This window comes from Burkholderia sp. BC1 (genome assembly GCF_052683555.1).
Genome location: NZ_JBQYLP010000100.1, coordinates 1 through 14,706 on the forward strand (window position 1 = coordinate 1; position 14,706 = coordinate 14,706).

Annotated in this window: 11 protein-coding genes and 1 pseudogene; 6 read left to right on the forward strand and 6 right to left on the reverse strand. The window is 65.1% G+C overall.

The window, feature by feature from the left end:
• Positions 1–311: pseudogene (locus ACSHSS_RS28005) on the forward strand (ShlB/FhaC/HecB family hemolysin secretion/activation protein); the annotation flags it as partial.
• Positions 312–476: 165 nt separating this feature from the next.
• A complete protein-coding gene (locus tag ACSHSS_RS28010; RefSeq protein WP_039222128.1) occupies positions 477–938 on the forward strand; it encodes a DUF2147 domain-containing protein in 462 nt (153 codons plus the stop codon).
• Between the two features lie 101 nt (positions 939–1,039).
• On the opposite strand, the gene ACSHSS_RS28015 is transcribed toward ACSHSS_RS28010, so the two are convergent.
• From ACSHSS_RS28015 to typA, 6 genes are all read right to left on the reverse strand, one after another.
• Positions 1,040–1,450: a transposase gene (locus ACSHSS_RS28015; RefSeq protein WP_039222131.1), complete on the reverse strand. Its 411-nt coding sequence runs from the start codon at positions 1,448–1,450 to the stop codon at positions 1,040–1,042.
• A gap of 142 nt (positions 1,451–1,592) precedes the next feature.
• A complete protein-coding gene (zapE, locus tag ACSHSS_RS28020) occupies positions 1,593–2,690 on the reverse strand; it encodes a cell division protein ZapE (RefSeq protein ID WP_006400314.1) in 1,098 nt (365 codons plus the stop codon).
• A 97-nt stretch (positions 2,691–2,787) separates the two neighbouring features.
• Positions 2,788–4,218 (reverse strand): dihydrolipoyl dehydrogenase, encoded by a 1,431-nt coding sequence (lpdA, locus tag ACSHSS_RS28025; protein WP_012213466.1) that lies wholly within the window; start codon positions 4,216–4,218, stop codon positions 2,788–2,790.
• 81 nt (positions 4,219–4,299) lie between these two features.
• Complete coding sequence (gene odhB, locus ACSHSS_RS28030; RefSeq protein WP_035950407.1) at positions 4,300–5,592, reverse strand: 2-oxoglutarate dehydrogenase complex dihydrolipoyllysine-residue succinyltransferase; 1,293 nt, start codon at positions 5,590–5,592, stop codon at positions 4,300–4,302.
• Positions 5,593–5,727: 135 nt separating this feature from the next.
• The gene (locus tag ACSHSS_RS28035; protein WP_006414736.1) at positions 5,728–8,592 is read right to left on the reverse strand and encodes a 2-oxoglutarate dehydrogenase E1 component; all 2,865 of its coding nucleotides are present in this window, start codon (positions 8,590–8,592) and stop codon (positions 5,728–5,730) included.
• A gap of 319 nt (positions 8,593–8,911) precedes the next feature.
• On the reverse strand, positions 8,912–10,738 hold the full coding sequence (typA, locus tag ACSHSS_RS28040) for a translational GTPase TypA (protein WP_006400319.1): 1,827 nt from the start codon (positions 10,736–10,738) through the stop codon (positions 8,912–8,914).
• 329 nt (positions 10,739–11,067) lie between these two features.
• On the opposite strand from typA, the gene ACSHSS_RS28045 reads away from it, so the two are divergent.
• The 4 genes from ACSHSS_RS28045 to ACSHSS_RS28060 form a co-directional block, all read left to right on the forward strand.
• On the forward strand, positions 11,068–11,562 hold the full coding sequence (locus tag ACSHSS_RS28045) for a MarR family winged helix-turn-helix transcriptional regulator (protein ID WP_006414738.1): 495 nt from the start codon (positions 11,068–11,070) through the stop codon (positions 11,560–11,562).
• An 84-nt stretch (positions 11,563–11,646) separates the two neighbouring features.
• Positions 11,647–13,143 carry an efflux transporter outer membrane subunit gene (locus tag ACSHSS_RS28050; protein WP_445545789.1) on the forward strand — a complete coding sequence of 499 codons (1,497 nt, stop codon included), beginning with the start codon at positions 11,647–11,649 and terminating at the stop codon, positions 13,141–13,143.
• Positions 13,144–13,194: 51 nt separating this feature from the next.
• Entirely contained in the window at positions 13,195–14,418 is a 1,224-nt protein-coding gene (locus ACSHSS_RS28055) for an EmrA/EmrK family multidrug efflux transporter periplasmic adaptor subunit (RefSeq protein ID WP_105778487.1), read from the forward strand.
• Between the two features lie 28 nt (positions 14,419–14,446).
• Positions 14,447–14,706, forward strand: a 260-nt coding sequence (locus tag ACSHSS_RS28060) for an MFS transporter (protein WP_445545790.1), incomplete at its 3' end; no start/stop codon positions are given.

The window sequence follows — 14,706 nt, forward strand, 5'->3', positions numbered from 1 at the left end:
ATCAACCGGGCGAGACGTCGGGCGATTCGGGCTGGGGCATGTCGCTCGAAGTGAACCGCGCGTTCTCGCCGGGCTGGACCTATCTGAAGTCGATCACGCCGTACGTCGCGTACGACATGGCGCGCGTGTATCTGCACGCAGGCACGCCGTTGCCGAACCGGCTCTCGTCGGTCGGCGTCGGCGTGCGGCTGACCGACAGCCGCTACTACAGCCTCGATCTGTCCGTCGCGAAGCCGGTCGGCGATGCACCGGTCGAAAGCGCATCGAGAAGCCCGCGCGTGAACGCCGCGTTCTCGTATCAGTTGAACTGATCGTCCGAACGGCCCGCCTCGCGCGGGCCGTTTCGATTAGAGTGCCCTCTATCAAACGTGGCGCACGGTTTCACGTATTCTGGCTGAGCTCGCAACAAGTGGCCGTCCGATGCAGGCGGCTCGCGCGCGCAATCGAACACGACACGAGAAACAAGGAGGACGACAATGATTCAACTGACCCGCCCGTTGCGCACCATTGCACTCGCCGGCGCCCTGCTCGCCTGTGCCGCCCCGTCGTTCGCGCAAGCGGACAGCCCCGTCGGCGTCTGGCAGACGATCGACGACAACACCCATCAGCCGAAGGCGCTCGTGCAGATTGCCGAGGACGGCGACGGCACGTTGTCGGGCAAGGTGATCAAGGGGCTCGGCGCGAACGATACGCCCGATCGCCGCTGCACGGCGTGCACGGACGAACGCAAGGATCAGCTGATCAAGGGCATGACGATCATCAAGGCGATGAAGAAGGACGGCGATCACTGGGACGGCGGCAACATCCTGGATCCGGAGAACGGCAAGGTCTACAAGTGCAAGATGACGCTCGAAGACGGCGGCCAGAAGCTCGTCGTACGCGGCTATATCGGCGTGTCGCTGCTCGGCCGGTCGCAGACCTGGGTGCGCCAGCAGTAACGCACTGCGCGTTCGCGCGCGCAACGCGATAAAGCAATCGGCCTGCGACGGAAGTCGACAGGCCGATTTTCATTTGGCGCGACGGTGAACGGAACCGCCGCTCACGCCGCCTGCTTCATCGCATTGGGCCGACAGCCGTTCGCTGCACGAAAGGCCGATGCGCTGCCGCTGCGCGCCTCGGCCGCCTTCGACTGCGCATGCTTGCGCATCCGCGCGGACAGCTCGTTGCACAGATTCACGCCGGCATCGCCGTACAGCGCCTGCATGACGCGCATCAGCGTGCCCGACTCGTGCCAGACCTTGAAGCGGCGATGGCAGGTTTGATAGGACGGATAGCGGCGCGGCATCGACGACCACGTCGCGCCGCTGTAGATCACCCACAGCACGCCGTTCAGCACGGCGCGCGTGTTGGCGAGCGGACGGCCGCGCAATTCGGCGCGCGGCTGCATCTCAGGCAGAAGCGGCGCGACGCTGCGCCATTCGTAGTCGGTCAATTCGCGATACGGCGTCATGGAGATCTCCAGCCTTAGGAACCATGACGCAACGATATCGGCTGACCTCGACGCTGAATATAAGACGAATCTGAAAATGCCCGTCGATTCGATGCATTTGACGGGATTTAACGATCGGATCGCAACGCGCGCACAGCCGCGCTCAGGTGAGCGAAGTATCGACGATGCGCCGCGGCGTCTCGAGATATTCCTTCGACTGCATCTCGACGATGCGCGACACCGTACGCGCAAACTCGTTGGCCATCGGGCCTTCGACGTAGAGCTGCTCGGCCGGCACCGCCGCCGACATCAGCAGCTTCACCTTGTGGTCGTACAGCACGTCGATCAGCCAGGTAAAGCGCCGCGCTTCGGACGCCATGCGCGGCGACATCTGCGGCACCTCGGACAGCACGATCGCATGAAAGCGGCTCGCCAGTTCGAGGTAGTCGTTCTGCGAGCGCGGGCCGCCGCACAACGTCGCGAAATCGAACCAGACGACGCCGTCGGCCTTGCGCAAGGCCTTCAGTTCGCGCTTCTCGATATGCAGGATCGGGCTTTCGTCGGGCACCGCCGCGAGCTTCGCGAACGCATGACGCAGTTCGCGATCGGCCTGCGCGCCGAGCGGCGTGTGATACATCTGCACCTGCGCGAGCGTGCGCTGCCGATAGTCGATGCCGGCATCGACGTTGATCACGTCGAGCTTCTCCTTGATCAGCGCGATCGCCGGCAGCATGCGGTCGCGATGCAGGCCGTCCGGATAGAGGTCGTCCGGATCGTAGTTGGACGTCATCACGAACTGCACGCCGTTCGTAAACAGCCGATCGAGCAGCCGGTACAGGATCATCGCGTCGGCGATGTCGGACACGTGGAATTCGTCGAAGCAGATCAGCCGGTAGCGCTTCGCGATACGGCGGGCGAGCTCGTCGAGCGGATCGGCCTGCCCCTTCAGTTCCTCGAGCTCGCGGTGCACTTCGCGCATGAACTCGTGGAAATGCAGGCGCGTCTTGCGCTGGACGGGCACGACCGCGTAGAAGCTGTCCATCAGGAAGCTCTTGCCGCGGCCGACGCCGCCCCACATGTAGACGCCGCGCGGCAGATCGGGGTGATTGATCAGCTTCTTGAACGCGTTCGAGCGGCGCGCCTTGTACGCGACCCACTCGTCGTAGCAGCGCTGCAGGCGATCGACGGCCGCCCGCTGCGCGGCGTCCGACTGATAGCCGCGCGTGGTCAGCTCGCGTGTGTAGTATTCGGTGACGTTCATCGGGCAAAGCAAAAAAACGAAGGCGAGCGGGAAACCCCGCCCGCCTTCGTCATGAGACGGCTGCGCCGGCCGACGTGCGGCCGGCGCCGGACCACGCTCAGCTGTTCAGCGAGCGTTTGTCGACGGCGAGCGCCGCTTCGCGCATCACTTCCGACATCGACGGGTGCGGATGGCAGATGCGGGCGATGTCTTCCGACGCCGCCTTGAATTCCATCGCCACCACGGCTTCCGCGATCAGATCCGACGCGTTCGCCGCGATCACGTGCACGCCGAGCAGTTCGTCGGTCTTCGCGTCCGCGATCATCTTCACGAAACCGTCCGGCGCGTTCATGCCGAGCGCGCGGCCGTTGATCGAGAACGGGAACTTGCCCGTCTTGATCTCGCGGCCTTCCGCCTTCAGCTGCTGCTCGGTCTTGCCGACCCACGCGATTTCCGGGTACGTGTAGATGACCCACGGAATGCAGTTGTAGTCGATGTGCGGCTTCTGGCCGTCGATCACTTCCGCGACCAGCACGCCTTCGTCTTCCGCCTTGTGCGCGAGCATCGGGCCGCGCACGACGTCGCCGATCGCGTAGACGTTCGGCACTGCCGTGCGGCAGTGGTCGTCCACGTCGATGAAGCCGCGCTCGTTCGTCTTCAGGCCGATCGCCTCGAGGCCGAGGTTGTCGGTGTTCGGCACGCGGCCGACCGACACGATCAGGCGGTCGGCGTCGAGCGTCTGCGCGTTGCCGTCCTTGTCGGTGTAGGCGATCGACACGCCGTTCGCGGTCGTCTTCACTTCGCCGATCTTCACGCCGAGATGGATGTCGAGGCCCTGCTTCTTGAACAGCTTCGCGGCTTCCTTCGCGAGCGCTTCGTCGGCTGCGCCGAGGAATGCCGGCAGCGCTTCGAGCACCGTCACTTCGGCGCCGAGACGACGCCACACCGAGCCGAGCTCGAGGCCGATCACGCCTGCGCCGATCACGGCGAGCTTCTTCGGCACCGAGTCGAACGTCAGCGCGCCTTCGTTGTCCGACACGATCTTGTTGTCGACCGGGATGCCCGGCAGATGACGCGCCTTCGAGCCCGTCGCGATGATCACGTTCTTCGCGGTGACGACTTCGGTTTCGCCCTCGCCGCTGACTTCGATCTGCACGCCGGCATCGGTCTTGCCGGTGAACTTGCCGTGGCCCTTCAGCCAGGTGATCTTGTTCTTCTTGAACAGGAACTCGATCCCGCTCGTCATCTTCTCGACGATCGCGTCCTTGCGGCCGAGCATCTTCGCGATGTCGATCTTCACGCCGTCGACGCTGATGCCGTGATCGGCCAGATGATGCTGCGTATTCTCGAACTCTTCCGACGAGGCGAGCAGCGCCTTCGACGGGATGCAGCCGACGTTCAGGCACGTGCCGCCGAGCTTCAGCGCGCCGGCCGGGTTCTTCCACTTCTCGATACAGGCAACCGTCTTGCCGAGCTGCGCAGCACGGATCGCGGCGATGTAGCCGCCGGGGCCGGCGCCGATCACGACGACGTCAAATTCCTTGGACATGGCAATCCTTTCTACTTGTGCATCCGCACGGACGCGCGGTGGCGCGCCCGTGCGGAGCGGGTCAATGCGGTGAGACTCGGCTTACAGGTCGAGCAGCAGACGTGCCGGATCTTCCAGCGCATCCTTCATCGCAACGAGCGACAGCACGGCTTCGCGGCCGTCGATGATGCGGTGGTCGTACGACAGCGCGAGGTAGTTGATCGGACGGATCACGATCTGGCCGTTTTCGACGACCGGACGCTCCTTCGTCGCGTGCACGCCGAGGATTGCCGACTGCGGCGGGTTGATGATCGGGGTCGACAGCATCGAGCCGAACACGCCGCCGTTCGAGATCGAGAACGTACCGCCCGTCATTTCCTCGATCGACAGCTTGCCGTCCTTCGCCTTCTGGCCGAATTCGGCGATCTTCTTCTCGATCTCGGCGAGGCTCAGCTGATCCGCGTTGCGCAGGATCGGCACGACGAGGCCGCGCGGCGAACCGACCGCGATACCGATGTCGAAGTAGCCGTGGTAGACGATGTCGTTACCGTCGATCGACGCGTTCACGAGCGGGAACTTCTTCAGCGCGTGCACGGCCGCCTTCACGAAGAACGACATGAAGCCGAGCTTCACGCCGTGTTCCTTCTCGAACTTGTCCTTGTACTTCGCGCGCAGGTCCATGACCGGCTGCATGTTGACTTCGTTGAACGTCGTCAGGATCGCGTTGGTCTGCTGCGACTCGAGCAGACGCTCGGCGATACGCGCACGCAGGCGCGACATCGGCACGCGCTGTTCCGGACGGTCGTTCAGCCAGGTCGTTGCCGACGCCGGCACCTTCACTTCCGGCAGCGCCGGCTTGGCTGCGGCCTTTGCCGGTGCGGCGGCCGGAGCAGCCGCCTTCGGCGCGCTGCCGGCGGCGAGCGCGTCGCCCTTCGTGACGCGGCCGTCGCGGCCCGAGCCGGCGACGTCGCCTGCCGACAGGCCCTTCTCGGCCAGCAGCTTCGCTGCGGCCGGCGAAGCCGTGCCCGACGAAGCGGCCGTCGCCGATGCTGCGGCCGTCGCGGCAGCCGGCTGAGCGGCCGGTGCTGCTGCGGGTGCGGCGGCCGGCTTGACCTCGGCTGCGCCTGCCGCGGCTTCGGCGGCGCCCGCCTTCGCTTCGGTGTCGATCGTCGCGATCACCTGATCGGCGACCACCGTGTCACCGTCGTTCTGCAGCACTTGCGCGAGCACGCCCGCGGCCGGCGCCGGCACTTCGAGCACGACCTTGTCGGTCTCGAGTTCGATCAGGATTTCGTCCTGCGCGACTGCTTCGCCCGGCTTCTTCTTCCACTGCAGCATGGTGGCTTCCGACACCGACTCCGAAAGCTGGGGGACTTTGACTTCTACGATAGCCATGTGATTTTCCTGGATGCTTAATCTGGGTAATGACGAGATTCCTGCGGCTCTTTCGGCCCGTGCGGCGCGCTGCGCGCGCGGCAGGCCAAAAGAGACGGGAAAGCGCCGCGCGCCTTCCCGTATCGCTTCCGTCGATTATTTCGCGATCGATGCGCTCTTCAGGCGGCCGAATGCACCTTCGACGAGGGCCTTCTGCTGCTCGTAGTGCTTCGCGTAGTAGCCGACCGCCGGCGAGGCCGAAGCCGGGCGGCCACTGTACGCGAGCTTCTGCCCTTCCTTCATGCCTTCCTTCAGGTGGTGCTCGACGTAGAACCAGGGGCCCTGGTTCTGCGGCTCGTCCTGCACCCAGACCACTTCCGTCGCGTTCTCGTACTTCTTCATTTCAGCTTCGAACTGCTTGTGCGCGAACGGATACAGCTGTTCGATACGGATGATCGCGACGTCGTTCGCCTTCGTTTCGCGGCGGTGCGCGACGAGGTCGTAGTAGACGCGGCCCGAGCACACCAGCACGCGCTTGACCTTCTTCGCGTCGATGCCGCCGTCGATTTCGCCCAGCACCGGCTGGAACGAACCCTTCGCGAGTTCCGACAGATCCGACACCGCTTCCTTGTGACGCAGCAGCGACTTCGGCGTCGCGACGATCAACGGCTTGCGGAACAGACGGATCATCTGGCGACGCAGCAGGTGGAAGATCTGCGCCGGCGTCGTCGGCTGGACGACCTGCATGTTGTGATCCGCGCACAGCTGCAGGAAACGCTCGATGCGGGTCGACGAGTGTTCCGGACCCTGGCCTTCGTAGCCGTGCGGCAGCAGCATCGTGAGGCCCGACACGCGGCCCCACTTCACTTCGCCCGACGAGATGAACTGGTCGATCACGACCTGCGCGCCGTTGACGAAGTCGCCGAACTGCGCTTCCCAGAGCACGAGCGTGTTCGGCTCGGCGGTCGAGTAGCCGTATTCGAAGCCCAGCACCGCTTCTTCCGACAGCACCGAGTCGATCACCGTGAACTTCGCCTGGCCTTCCGCGATGTTCTGCAGCGGCACGTACGTGCCGTCGTTCCAGCGCTCGCGGTTCTGGTCGTGCAGCACCGCGTGACGGTGCGTGAACGTGCCGCGGCCCGAGTCCTGGCCCGTCAGGCGCACTGCATAGCCCGATGCGACGAGCGACGCGAACGCGAGGTGCTCGGCCATGCCCCAGTCGAGCGGCTGGTCGCCGCGCGCCATGTTGCGGCGATCGTTGATCACGCGCTCGACGAGCGGGTGAACCTTGAAGTTTTCCGGCACCGTCGTGATGCGTTCGCCGAGACGCTTCAGTTCGGCGAGCGGCACGGCCGTATCGGCTGCGTCCGTCCACTTGCGGTTCAGGAACGGCACCCAGTCGACCGCGTACTTGCTCTTGTAGTTCGACAGGACCGGATCGACCGTGTGGTGGCCGTCGTCCATCGCCTTGCGGTACGCCTTCACGTAAGCTTCGGCGTCCTCGGCGGTGATCACGCCCTGCTGCACGAGCTTCTCTGCGTACAGCGCGCGGGTGCCCGGGTGCTGCGCGATCTTCTTGTACATCAGCGGCTGCGTGACGGCCGGCGTGTCCTGCTCGTTGTGACCCAGCTTGCGGAAGCAGACGATGTCGATCACGACATCCTTGTGGAACTGCATGCGGTAGTCGATCGCGATCTGCGTCGCGAGCACGACCGCTTCCGGATCGTCGCCGTTCACGTGCAGCACCGGCGCCTCGATCATCTTGACGACGTCGGTACAGTACAGCGTCGAGCGCGCATCGCGCGGGTCCGACGTCGTGAAGCCGATCTGGTTGTTGATGACGATGTGCAGCGTACCGTGCGTGCCGTAGCCGCGCGTCTGCGCGAGGTTCAGCGTTTCCATCACGACGCCCTGGCCTGCGAAGGCCGCGTCGCCGTGGATCTGCACCGGCAGCACTTGCGCGCCGTCTTCGTCGCCGCGACGGTCCATCCGCGCCTTCGCGGAACCTTCGACCACCGGGTTGACGATTTCGAGGTGCGACGGGTTGAACGCGAGCGACAGGTGAACCGGGCCGCCTTCCGTCGACACGTCCGACGAGAAGCCCTTGTGGTACTTCACGTCACCGGCCGGCAGGTCGTCGACGTGCTTGCCTTCGAATTCGGCGAACAGGTCCGCCGGCATCTTGCCGAGCGTGTTCACGAGCACGTTCAGACGGCCGCGGTGGGCCATGCCGATCACGATTTCCTGCACGCCCTTCTTGCCCGCGTGCTGGACGACTTCGTCCATCGCCGCGATGAAGCTTTCGCCGCCTTCGAGCGAGAAGCGCTTCTGGCCGACGTACTTCGTGTGCAGATAGCGCTCGAGGCCTTCCGCAGCCGTCAGGCGGTTCAGGATGTGCTTCTTCTTGTCGGCCGAGAAATTCGGCGTCGCGCGGATCGATTCGAGACGCTCCTGCCACCAGCGCTTCTGTTCCGGATCGCTGATGTACATGAACTCGGCGCCGATCGTGCCGCAGTACGTGTCGCGCAGGCCCTTCACGATGTCGCGCAGCGATGCCTGGTCAAAACCGAAGTACAGGTTGCTTGCGCTGTACGTCTGGTCGAGGTCGGCTTCGGAGAAATCGTAGAACGCGGGTTCGAGTTCGGGAATGGCGGGACGTTCGCGACGCTTCAGGGGATCGAGATTGGCCCATTGCGAGCCGAGGAAGCGATAGGCACTGATGAGGGACTGGACGTGGACTTGCTTGCGCGCCGTTGCCAGATTGGTACCGCTTTCGCGCGGAATGAAGGCATTGGCCTTCGCGCGCTGGGCGAACGACTCGACGATCGGGTAATGCGCCACGTCGCTGGCGTTCGAACCGTCCGTCGCAGGAACGTTCTGCAACGCGTCGAAATACTCTCGCCAGTTCTCGGGCACTGACGCCGGATTATCGAGATATGCTTCGTACTGTTCTTCTACGTACGAAGCATTGCCGCCGAACAAATAGGAGTTCAGCTGGAACTGCTTCATTACATCTGACATTTTACGCTCACCTTTCTTCGAGCTTCTCGAGAAATAGCGGGTTACTCAACCTTCCGCGACACGGCCTGACCGTTTAGCGGATTGCGCGAATCAAGTCTGCTGGGAAGGACCTAAAACTTGCGTGCGCGCAGCATATCACAGAACCGATACCGAAGTTCACGGCGGAACACGCACGAAAGCGCCGTGCGACGGGGTTTTGCCGCATTGCCGCGCAGGGTTGAAACAGTGTTTTGCAGCGCGTCCTCGCATGCGACGCGCGACCATGCAAAAAGCCGCCCGAAGGCGGCTTTCTGGCGACCGGCGATCAGCGCCGCGCGACTCAGTCGACTGCGGCTTCGCGGCTCGCGCGGCGACGCTCGTGCTCCTTCAGGAAGCGCTTGCGCAGACGGATCGATTGCGGCGTGACTTCGACGAGCTCGTCGTCGTCGATGAATTCGACCGCGTACTCGAGCGACATCTGGATCGGCGGCACGAGGCGCACCGCTTCGTCGGTGCCCGAGGCGCGCACGTTGGTCAGCTGCTTGCCCTTGATCGGGTTCACGACGAGGTCGTTGTCGCGGCTGTGGATGCCGATGATCATCCCTTCGTAGAGCGCATCGCCCGGCTTCACGAACATGCGGCCGCGATCCTGCAGCTTCCACAGCGCGTAGGCGACTGCGGCGCCGTCGTCCTGCGAGATCAGCACGCCGTTGCGGCGCTCGCCGACCGAGCCTTCCTTGACCGGTGCGTACGAGTCGAAGATGTGGCTCATCAGGCCCGTGCCGCGCGTGAGCGTCAAGAATTCGCTCTGGAAGCCGATCAGCCCGCGCGCCGGAATCCGGTATTCGAGACGCGTGCGGCCGCGGCCGTCCGACGCCATGTCGAGCATTTCCCCCTTGCGGCGGCCGAGCTCTTCCATCACGCCGCCCTGGTGCTCGTCCTCGACGTCGACCGTCAGCAGCTCGTACGGCTCGTGCTTCACGCCGTCGATTTCCTGCATCACGACGCGCGGACGCGACACGGCCAGTTCGTAGCCTTCACGGCGCATGTTCTCGACGAGAATCGTCAGATGCAGTTCGCCGCGACCCGACACTTCGAACACCGTTTCGTCGCCGGTGTCGCGCACGCGCAGCGCGACGTTGTGGTTCAGTTCCTTCATCAGACGGTCGCGGATCTGGCGGCTCGTCACGAACTTGCCTTCGCGGCCCGCGAGCGGCGACGAGTTCACGAGGAAGTTCATCGTCAGCGTCGGCTCGTCGACCGTGATCATCGGCAGCGCTTCGGGCGTGTCGACGGCGCAGATCGTCGCGCCGATGCCGACGTCTTCAATGCCGTTGATCAGCACGATGTCGCCGGCCTCGGCCGATTCGACCTGGACGCGCTCGAGGCCCTTGAACGACAGCACCTGGTTGATCTTGCGGTTCAGCACCTCGCCTTCCGGACCGAAGCGCATCGCGACCTGCTGACCCGGCTTGATGCGGCCGCGCGTGATGCGGCCGACGCCGATCCGGCCGACGTAGGTCGAATAGTCGAGCGACGTGATCTGCAGCTGCAGCGGCGCGTCGGGATCGGCCGGGCGGACCGGCACGTGCGCGAGGATCGCCTCGAACAGCGGACGCATGTCGCCTTCGCGCGCCGCCGGATCGAGCGAGGCATAGCCGTTCAGGCCCGACGCGTAGACGATCGGGAAATCGAGCTGCTCTTCGGTCGCGCCGAGCTTGTCGAACAGGTCGAACGTCTGGTTGATGACCCAGTCGATCCGCGCGCCCGGACGGTCGATCTTGTTGACGACGACGATCGGCTTCAGGCCGAGCGCGAGCGCCTTCTTCGTGACGAAGCGCGTCTGCGGCATCGGGCCCTCGACGGCGTCGACGAGCAGCAGCACCGAGTCGACCATCGACAGCACGCGCTCGACTTCGCCGCCGAAGTCCGCGTGCCCCGGCGTGTCGACGATGTTGATGTGCGTGCCTTCGTATTCGACCGCGCAGTTCTTCGCGAGAATCGTGATCCCGCGCTCCTTTTCGATGTCGTTCGAGTCCATCACCCGCTCGGCAACCTGCTGGTTCTCGCGGAAGGTGCCGGACTGGCGAAGCAGTTGGTCGACGAGCGTAGTCTTGCCGTGGTCGACGTGGGCGATGATGGCGATGTTGCGAAGGGCGCGGGTCATAGAAACCTGGAAATCGATTGAACGCGCAAACGCGCACGCTCGTTCGACACGGGCGCGCGCGTTGCAGCTTGGAAAGCCTCAAATTATAGCACGCGCGAATGTCGTCAGCCGGCCGTTGCGTTGCAACGCAGCATGCGGGCCGCCGGCAACGCCCTACTCCGTCGACCGTCGATGCGCGCAAGCGGCATGCCCTCCACCGCAAAAACCCCGATGCGCGTAAGGAAATGCGGCCGCGCTCAGCGCGCGCGCATCCGTTCGATTAACATTTGCCGCGGCAAGCAATTGTGCCTATACTGCTGCCTAGTCAACTATTGCAGCTTCAGGGTTTTATGTCGGATTCCTCTTCTCATTCGCCCGCTTCGGCGCTGTCGTCGTACCAGATGAACGACAGCGTCGGCTATCTGATGTCGCGCGTGAAGTCGCTGATGACGAACCTCGTCACGCAGCGTACGCAGGAGGAGCTCGGCATCACGGGCACGCAGGCGAGCATGCTGTTCATGATCGCGGTCGGCAAGTGCTCGACGGCCGCGGAGCTCGCGCGCGAATACGCGATCGATGCGAGCGCGGTCACGCGCCTGCTCGATCGCGTCGAGAAACGCGGGCTGCTGTGCCGCGTGCGCTCCGTCGAAGATCGCCGCGTCGTGCGCCTTGAGCTGACCGACGAAGGCCGGGCGCTGGCCGAGCGGCTGCCGGCGATCTTCCGCAGCGTGCTCGATCAGCTGCTGGACGGCTTCACGCCGGAAGAAGTCGGCTTCCTGAAGAGCATGCTGCGCCGGATTCTCAGCAACTATTGCGAGACCGCCGGTAGCAGCGTCGCGCAATAGTTGCCATAACAATTACTTTTGACAGATTAATGTAAGGAAATCCTTGCAGTGTCCATCATTCATTCCGAGTCAGGGATCAGCGCGATGAAATCCTCCCCGTTGTCCGTGCGTGCCGGGTCGCGCCGCACCGCCGTTGCCGTCGCGGTCGCCGCACTGGCACTGGCGGGCTGCGCGAACTACATCGGCATCAAGAGCGACAAGCAGATCGCCCCCGCGTCGCAGTTCGAAACGGCGCAGAGCCTTCCGGCCCAGGGCGGCCACTGGCCGTCGCTCGACTGGGCAAGCCAGTTCGGCGATCCGCAGCTGCCGAAGCTGATCGACGAGGCGCTCGCCGGCAATCCGTCGATCGCGCAGGCGCAGGCGCGCATCGCGAAGGCGTCGTCGTACATCGAATCGTCGCGCTCGAACCTGCTGCCGAAGGCCGAAGCGAGCTACTCGTGGACGCGCGAGCTCTATTCGGCGAACGGCCTCTTCCCGCCGCCTTACGGCGGCCAGTGGTACAGCGAGAACAACGTGCTCGCCAGCGCATCGTGGGAGCTCGACCTGTGGGGCAAGAACCGCGAGCGCCTGCGCACGGCCGTGTCGCAGGAAAAGGCCGCAGAAGCCGACATGCAGCAGGCCCGCATCACGCTCGCCTCGTCGGTCGCGCGCACCTACAACTCGCTCGCGCAGCTGTACGCGCTGCGCGACATCGCGCAGCGCGAGATCGCCAACCGCGAGTCGGTCGGCAAGATCACCGACGGCCGCGTGTCGGCCGGCCTCGACACGAACGTCGAACGCCAGACCGCACGCGGCAACATCGCGACGACGCAGGCGTCGCTGTCCGATCTCGACGGTCAGATCACGACCGTGCGCTACCAGCTCGCCGCGCTGCTCGGCAAAGGGCCGGACCGCGGGCTGCAGATCGCCGCGCCGGTGCTGAACCCGGCCGGCGACGTCGCGCTGCCCGACAACCTGCCCGCCGACCTCGTGTCGCGCCGCCCCGATATCGTCGCCGCGCGCTGGCAGGTCGAAGCGGCGATGCACGACGTGAAGGAAGCGAAGGCCGAGTTCTTCCCGGACGTGAACCTCGCGGCCGGTTTCGGCTTCGATGCGTTCGGCTGGGGCAAATTCCTGAACTTCACGAGCCGCCAGGCGCAGTTCGGCCCGGCGATCCACCTGCCGATCTTCGACGCCGGCGCGCTGCGCGCGCAGCTCAAGGGCCGCTACGCGGACTTCGATCTGTCGGTCGCGAACTACAACCAGACGCTGATCAGCGCGCTGAACGACGTGGCGACGCAAGTGGCCGCGATCCGGGCGATCGATCGCCAGATGGGCGACGCGCAGCGCGCGCTCGATGCGTCGACGCGCGCGTACGACCTCGCGGTGATCCGCTACAAGGCCGGGCTGTCGCCGCAACTGCAGGTGCTGACCGCGGACAGCAACCGGCTCGCCTCGGAGCAGACCGTGACGAACCTGAAGATGCGCCGTCGCGACATGCCGCTCGCGCTGATCAAGGCGCTCGGCGGCGGCTTCGATGCGACCGGCACCGCGCTCGCGGCGCCCGAGACCGCCAAACAGACCCGACAGGCCGCCAACTGATCCGGCGCCGCCCTACCAAGACACTCGAAATAACGGACGGAGAAAATCGCCATGAGCGACCCTCAACAAAACGCCGCCAGCGCCCAGCCGCAGAACAACGGCAAGCGCAAACGGATGATGACGCTGCTCGTCGCGGTCATCGTGATCGCGGCCATCGCATACGGCCTCTACTACTTCCTCGTCGCGCGCTTCCATGAGGAAACCGACGACGCATACGTGAACGGCAACGTCGTGCAGATCACGCCGCAGGTCACGGGCACCGTGATCGCGGTCAAGGCCGACGACACGCAGACGGTGAAGGCCGGCGATCCGCTCGTCGTGCTCGATCCGGCCGACTCGCAGGTCGCGCTGCAGCAGGCGGAAGCGAACCTCGCGCAGACCGTGCGCCAGGTGCGCGGCCTGTTCGTCAACGACGATCAGTACCGCGCGCAGGTCGCGCTGCGTCAGTCCGACCTGTCGAAGGCCGAGGACGACTTGCGCCGCCGTCTCGCCGTCGCGCAGACGGGCGCGGTGTCGCAGGAAGAAATCTCGCACGCGCGCGATGCCGTGCGCGCCGCGCAGGCGTCGCTCGACGCCGCGCAGCAGCAGCTCGCGTCGAACCGCGCGCTGACCGCGAACACGACGATCGCGTCGCACCCGAACGTGCTCGCCGCGGCCGCGAAGGTGCGCGACGCATACCTCGCGAACGCGCGCAACACGCTGCCCGCGCCGGTGACCGGCTACGTCGCGAAGCGCTCGGTGCAGGTCGGCCAGCGCGTGTCGCCCGGCACGCCGCTGATGTCGGTCGTGCCGCTGAACGCGGTGTGGGTCGACGCGAACTTCAAGGAAGTGCAGCTCAAGCACATGCGCATCGGCCAACCGGTCGAACTGACGGCCGACATCTACGGCTCGTCGGTCGTCTATCACGGCAAGGTCGTCGGCTTCTCGGCCGGCACGGGCTCGGCGTTCTCGCTGCTGCCGGCGCAGAACGCGACCGGCAACTGGATCAAGGTCGTGCAGCGCCTGCCGGTGCGTATCGAACTCGATCCGAAGGATCTCGACAAGCATCCGCTGCGCATCGGCCTGTCGATGCAGGTCGACGTCAACATCAAGGACGAACGCGGCGACCAGCTCGTCAACGTGCCGAATACCGTCTACCAGACCGACGTGTTCGCGAAGTACGGCGACGAAGCCGACGCGGAAATCGCGCGCATCATCGCGGAAAACGCGGGCGGCAACGGGCCGGCGCCCGCTGCCGCGGCGGCGAAGCGCACCGCCGCGCCGAAGCTGATGTAACCGTTCCGACTCCGGAAAGACAAACGACATGGCACAGGCTCCTGTCTCTCACCCGCCCTTGCAGGGCGGGCAACTCGTGATCGGGACGATCGCGGTGTCGCTCGCGGTCTTCATGAACGTGCTCGACACCTCGATCGCGAACGTCGCGATCCCGACGATCTCGGGCGACCTCGGCGTGTCGTCCGACCAGGGCACGTGGGTCATCACCTCGTTCGCGGTCGCCAACGCGATCTCCGTGCCGCTGACCGGCTGGCTGACCGACCGCATCGGGCAGGTACGCCTGTTCCT

Excerpts from the sequence above, each read along its gene's own strand:
- ACSHSS_RS28015 (WP_039222131.1), bottom strand. The coding sequence starts at position 1,450 with ATGACGCCGTATCGCGAATTGACCGACTACGAATGGCGCAGCGTCGCG.
- ACSHSS_RS28010 (WP_039222128.1), top strand. The coding sequence starts at position 477 with ATGATTCAACTGACCCGCCCGTTGCGCACCATTGCACTCGCCGGCGCC.
- typA (WP_006400319.1), bottom strand. The coding sequence starts at position 10,738 with ATGACCCGCGCCCTTCGCAACATCGCCATCATCGCCCACGTCGACCAC.
- ACSHSS_RS28055 (WP_105778487.1), top strand. The coding sequence starts at position 13,195 with ATGAGCGACCCTCAACAAAACGCCGCCAGCGCCCAGCCGCAGAACAAC.
- ACSHSS_RS28035 (WP_006414736.1), bottom strand. The coding sequence starts at position 8,592 with ATGTCAGATGTAATGAAGCAGTTCCAGCTGAACTCCTATTTGTTCGGC.
- lpdA (WP_012213466.1), bottom strand. The coding sequence starts at position 4,218 with ATGTCCAAGGAATTTGACGTCGTCGTGATCGGCGCCGGCCCCGGCGGC.
- odhB (WP_035950407.1), bottom strand. The coding sequence starts at position 5,592 with ATGGCTATCGTAGAAGTCAAAGTCCCCCAGCTTTCGGAGTCGGTGTCG.
- ACSHSS_RS28045 (WP_006414738.1), top strand. The coding sequence starts at position 11,068 with ATGTCGGATTCCTCTTCTCATTCGCCCGCTTCGGCGCTGTCGTCGTAC.
- ACSHSS_RS28050 (WP_445545789.1), top strand. The coding sequence starts at position 11,647 with ATGAAATCCTCCCCGTTGTCCGTGCGTGCCGGGTCGCGCCGCACCGCC.
- zapE (WP_006400314.1), bottom strand. The coding sequence starts at position 2,690 with ATGAACGTCACCGAATACTACACACGCGAGCTGACCACGCGCGGCTAT.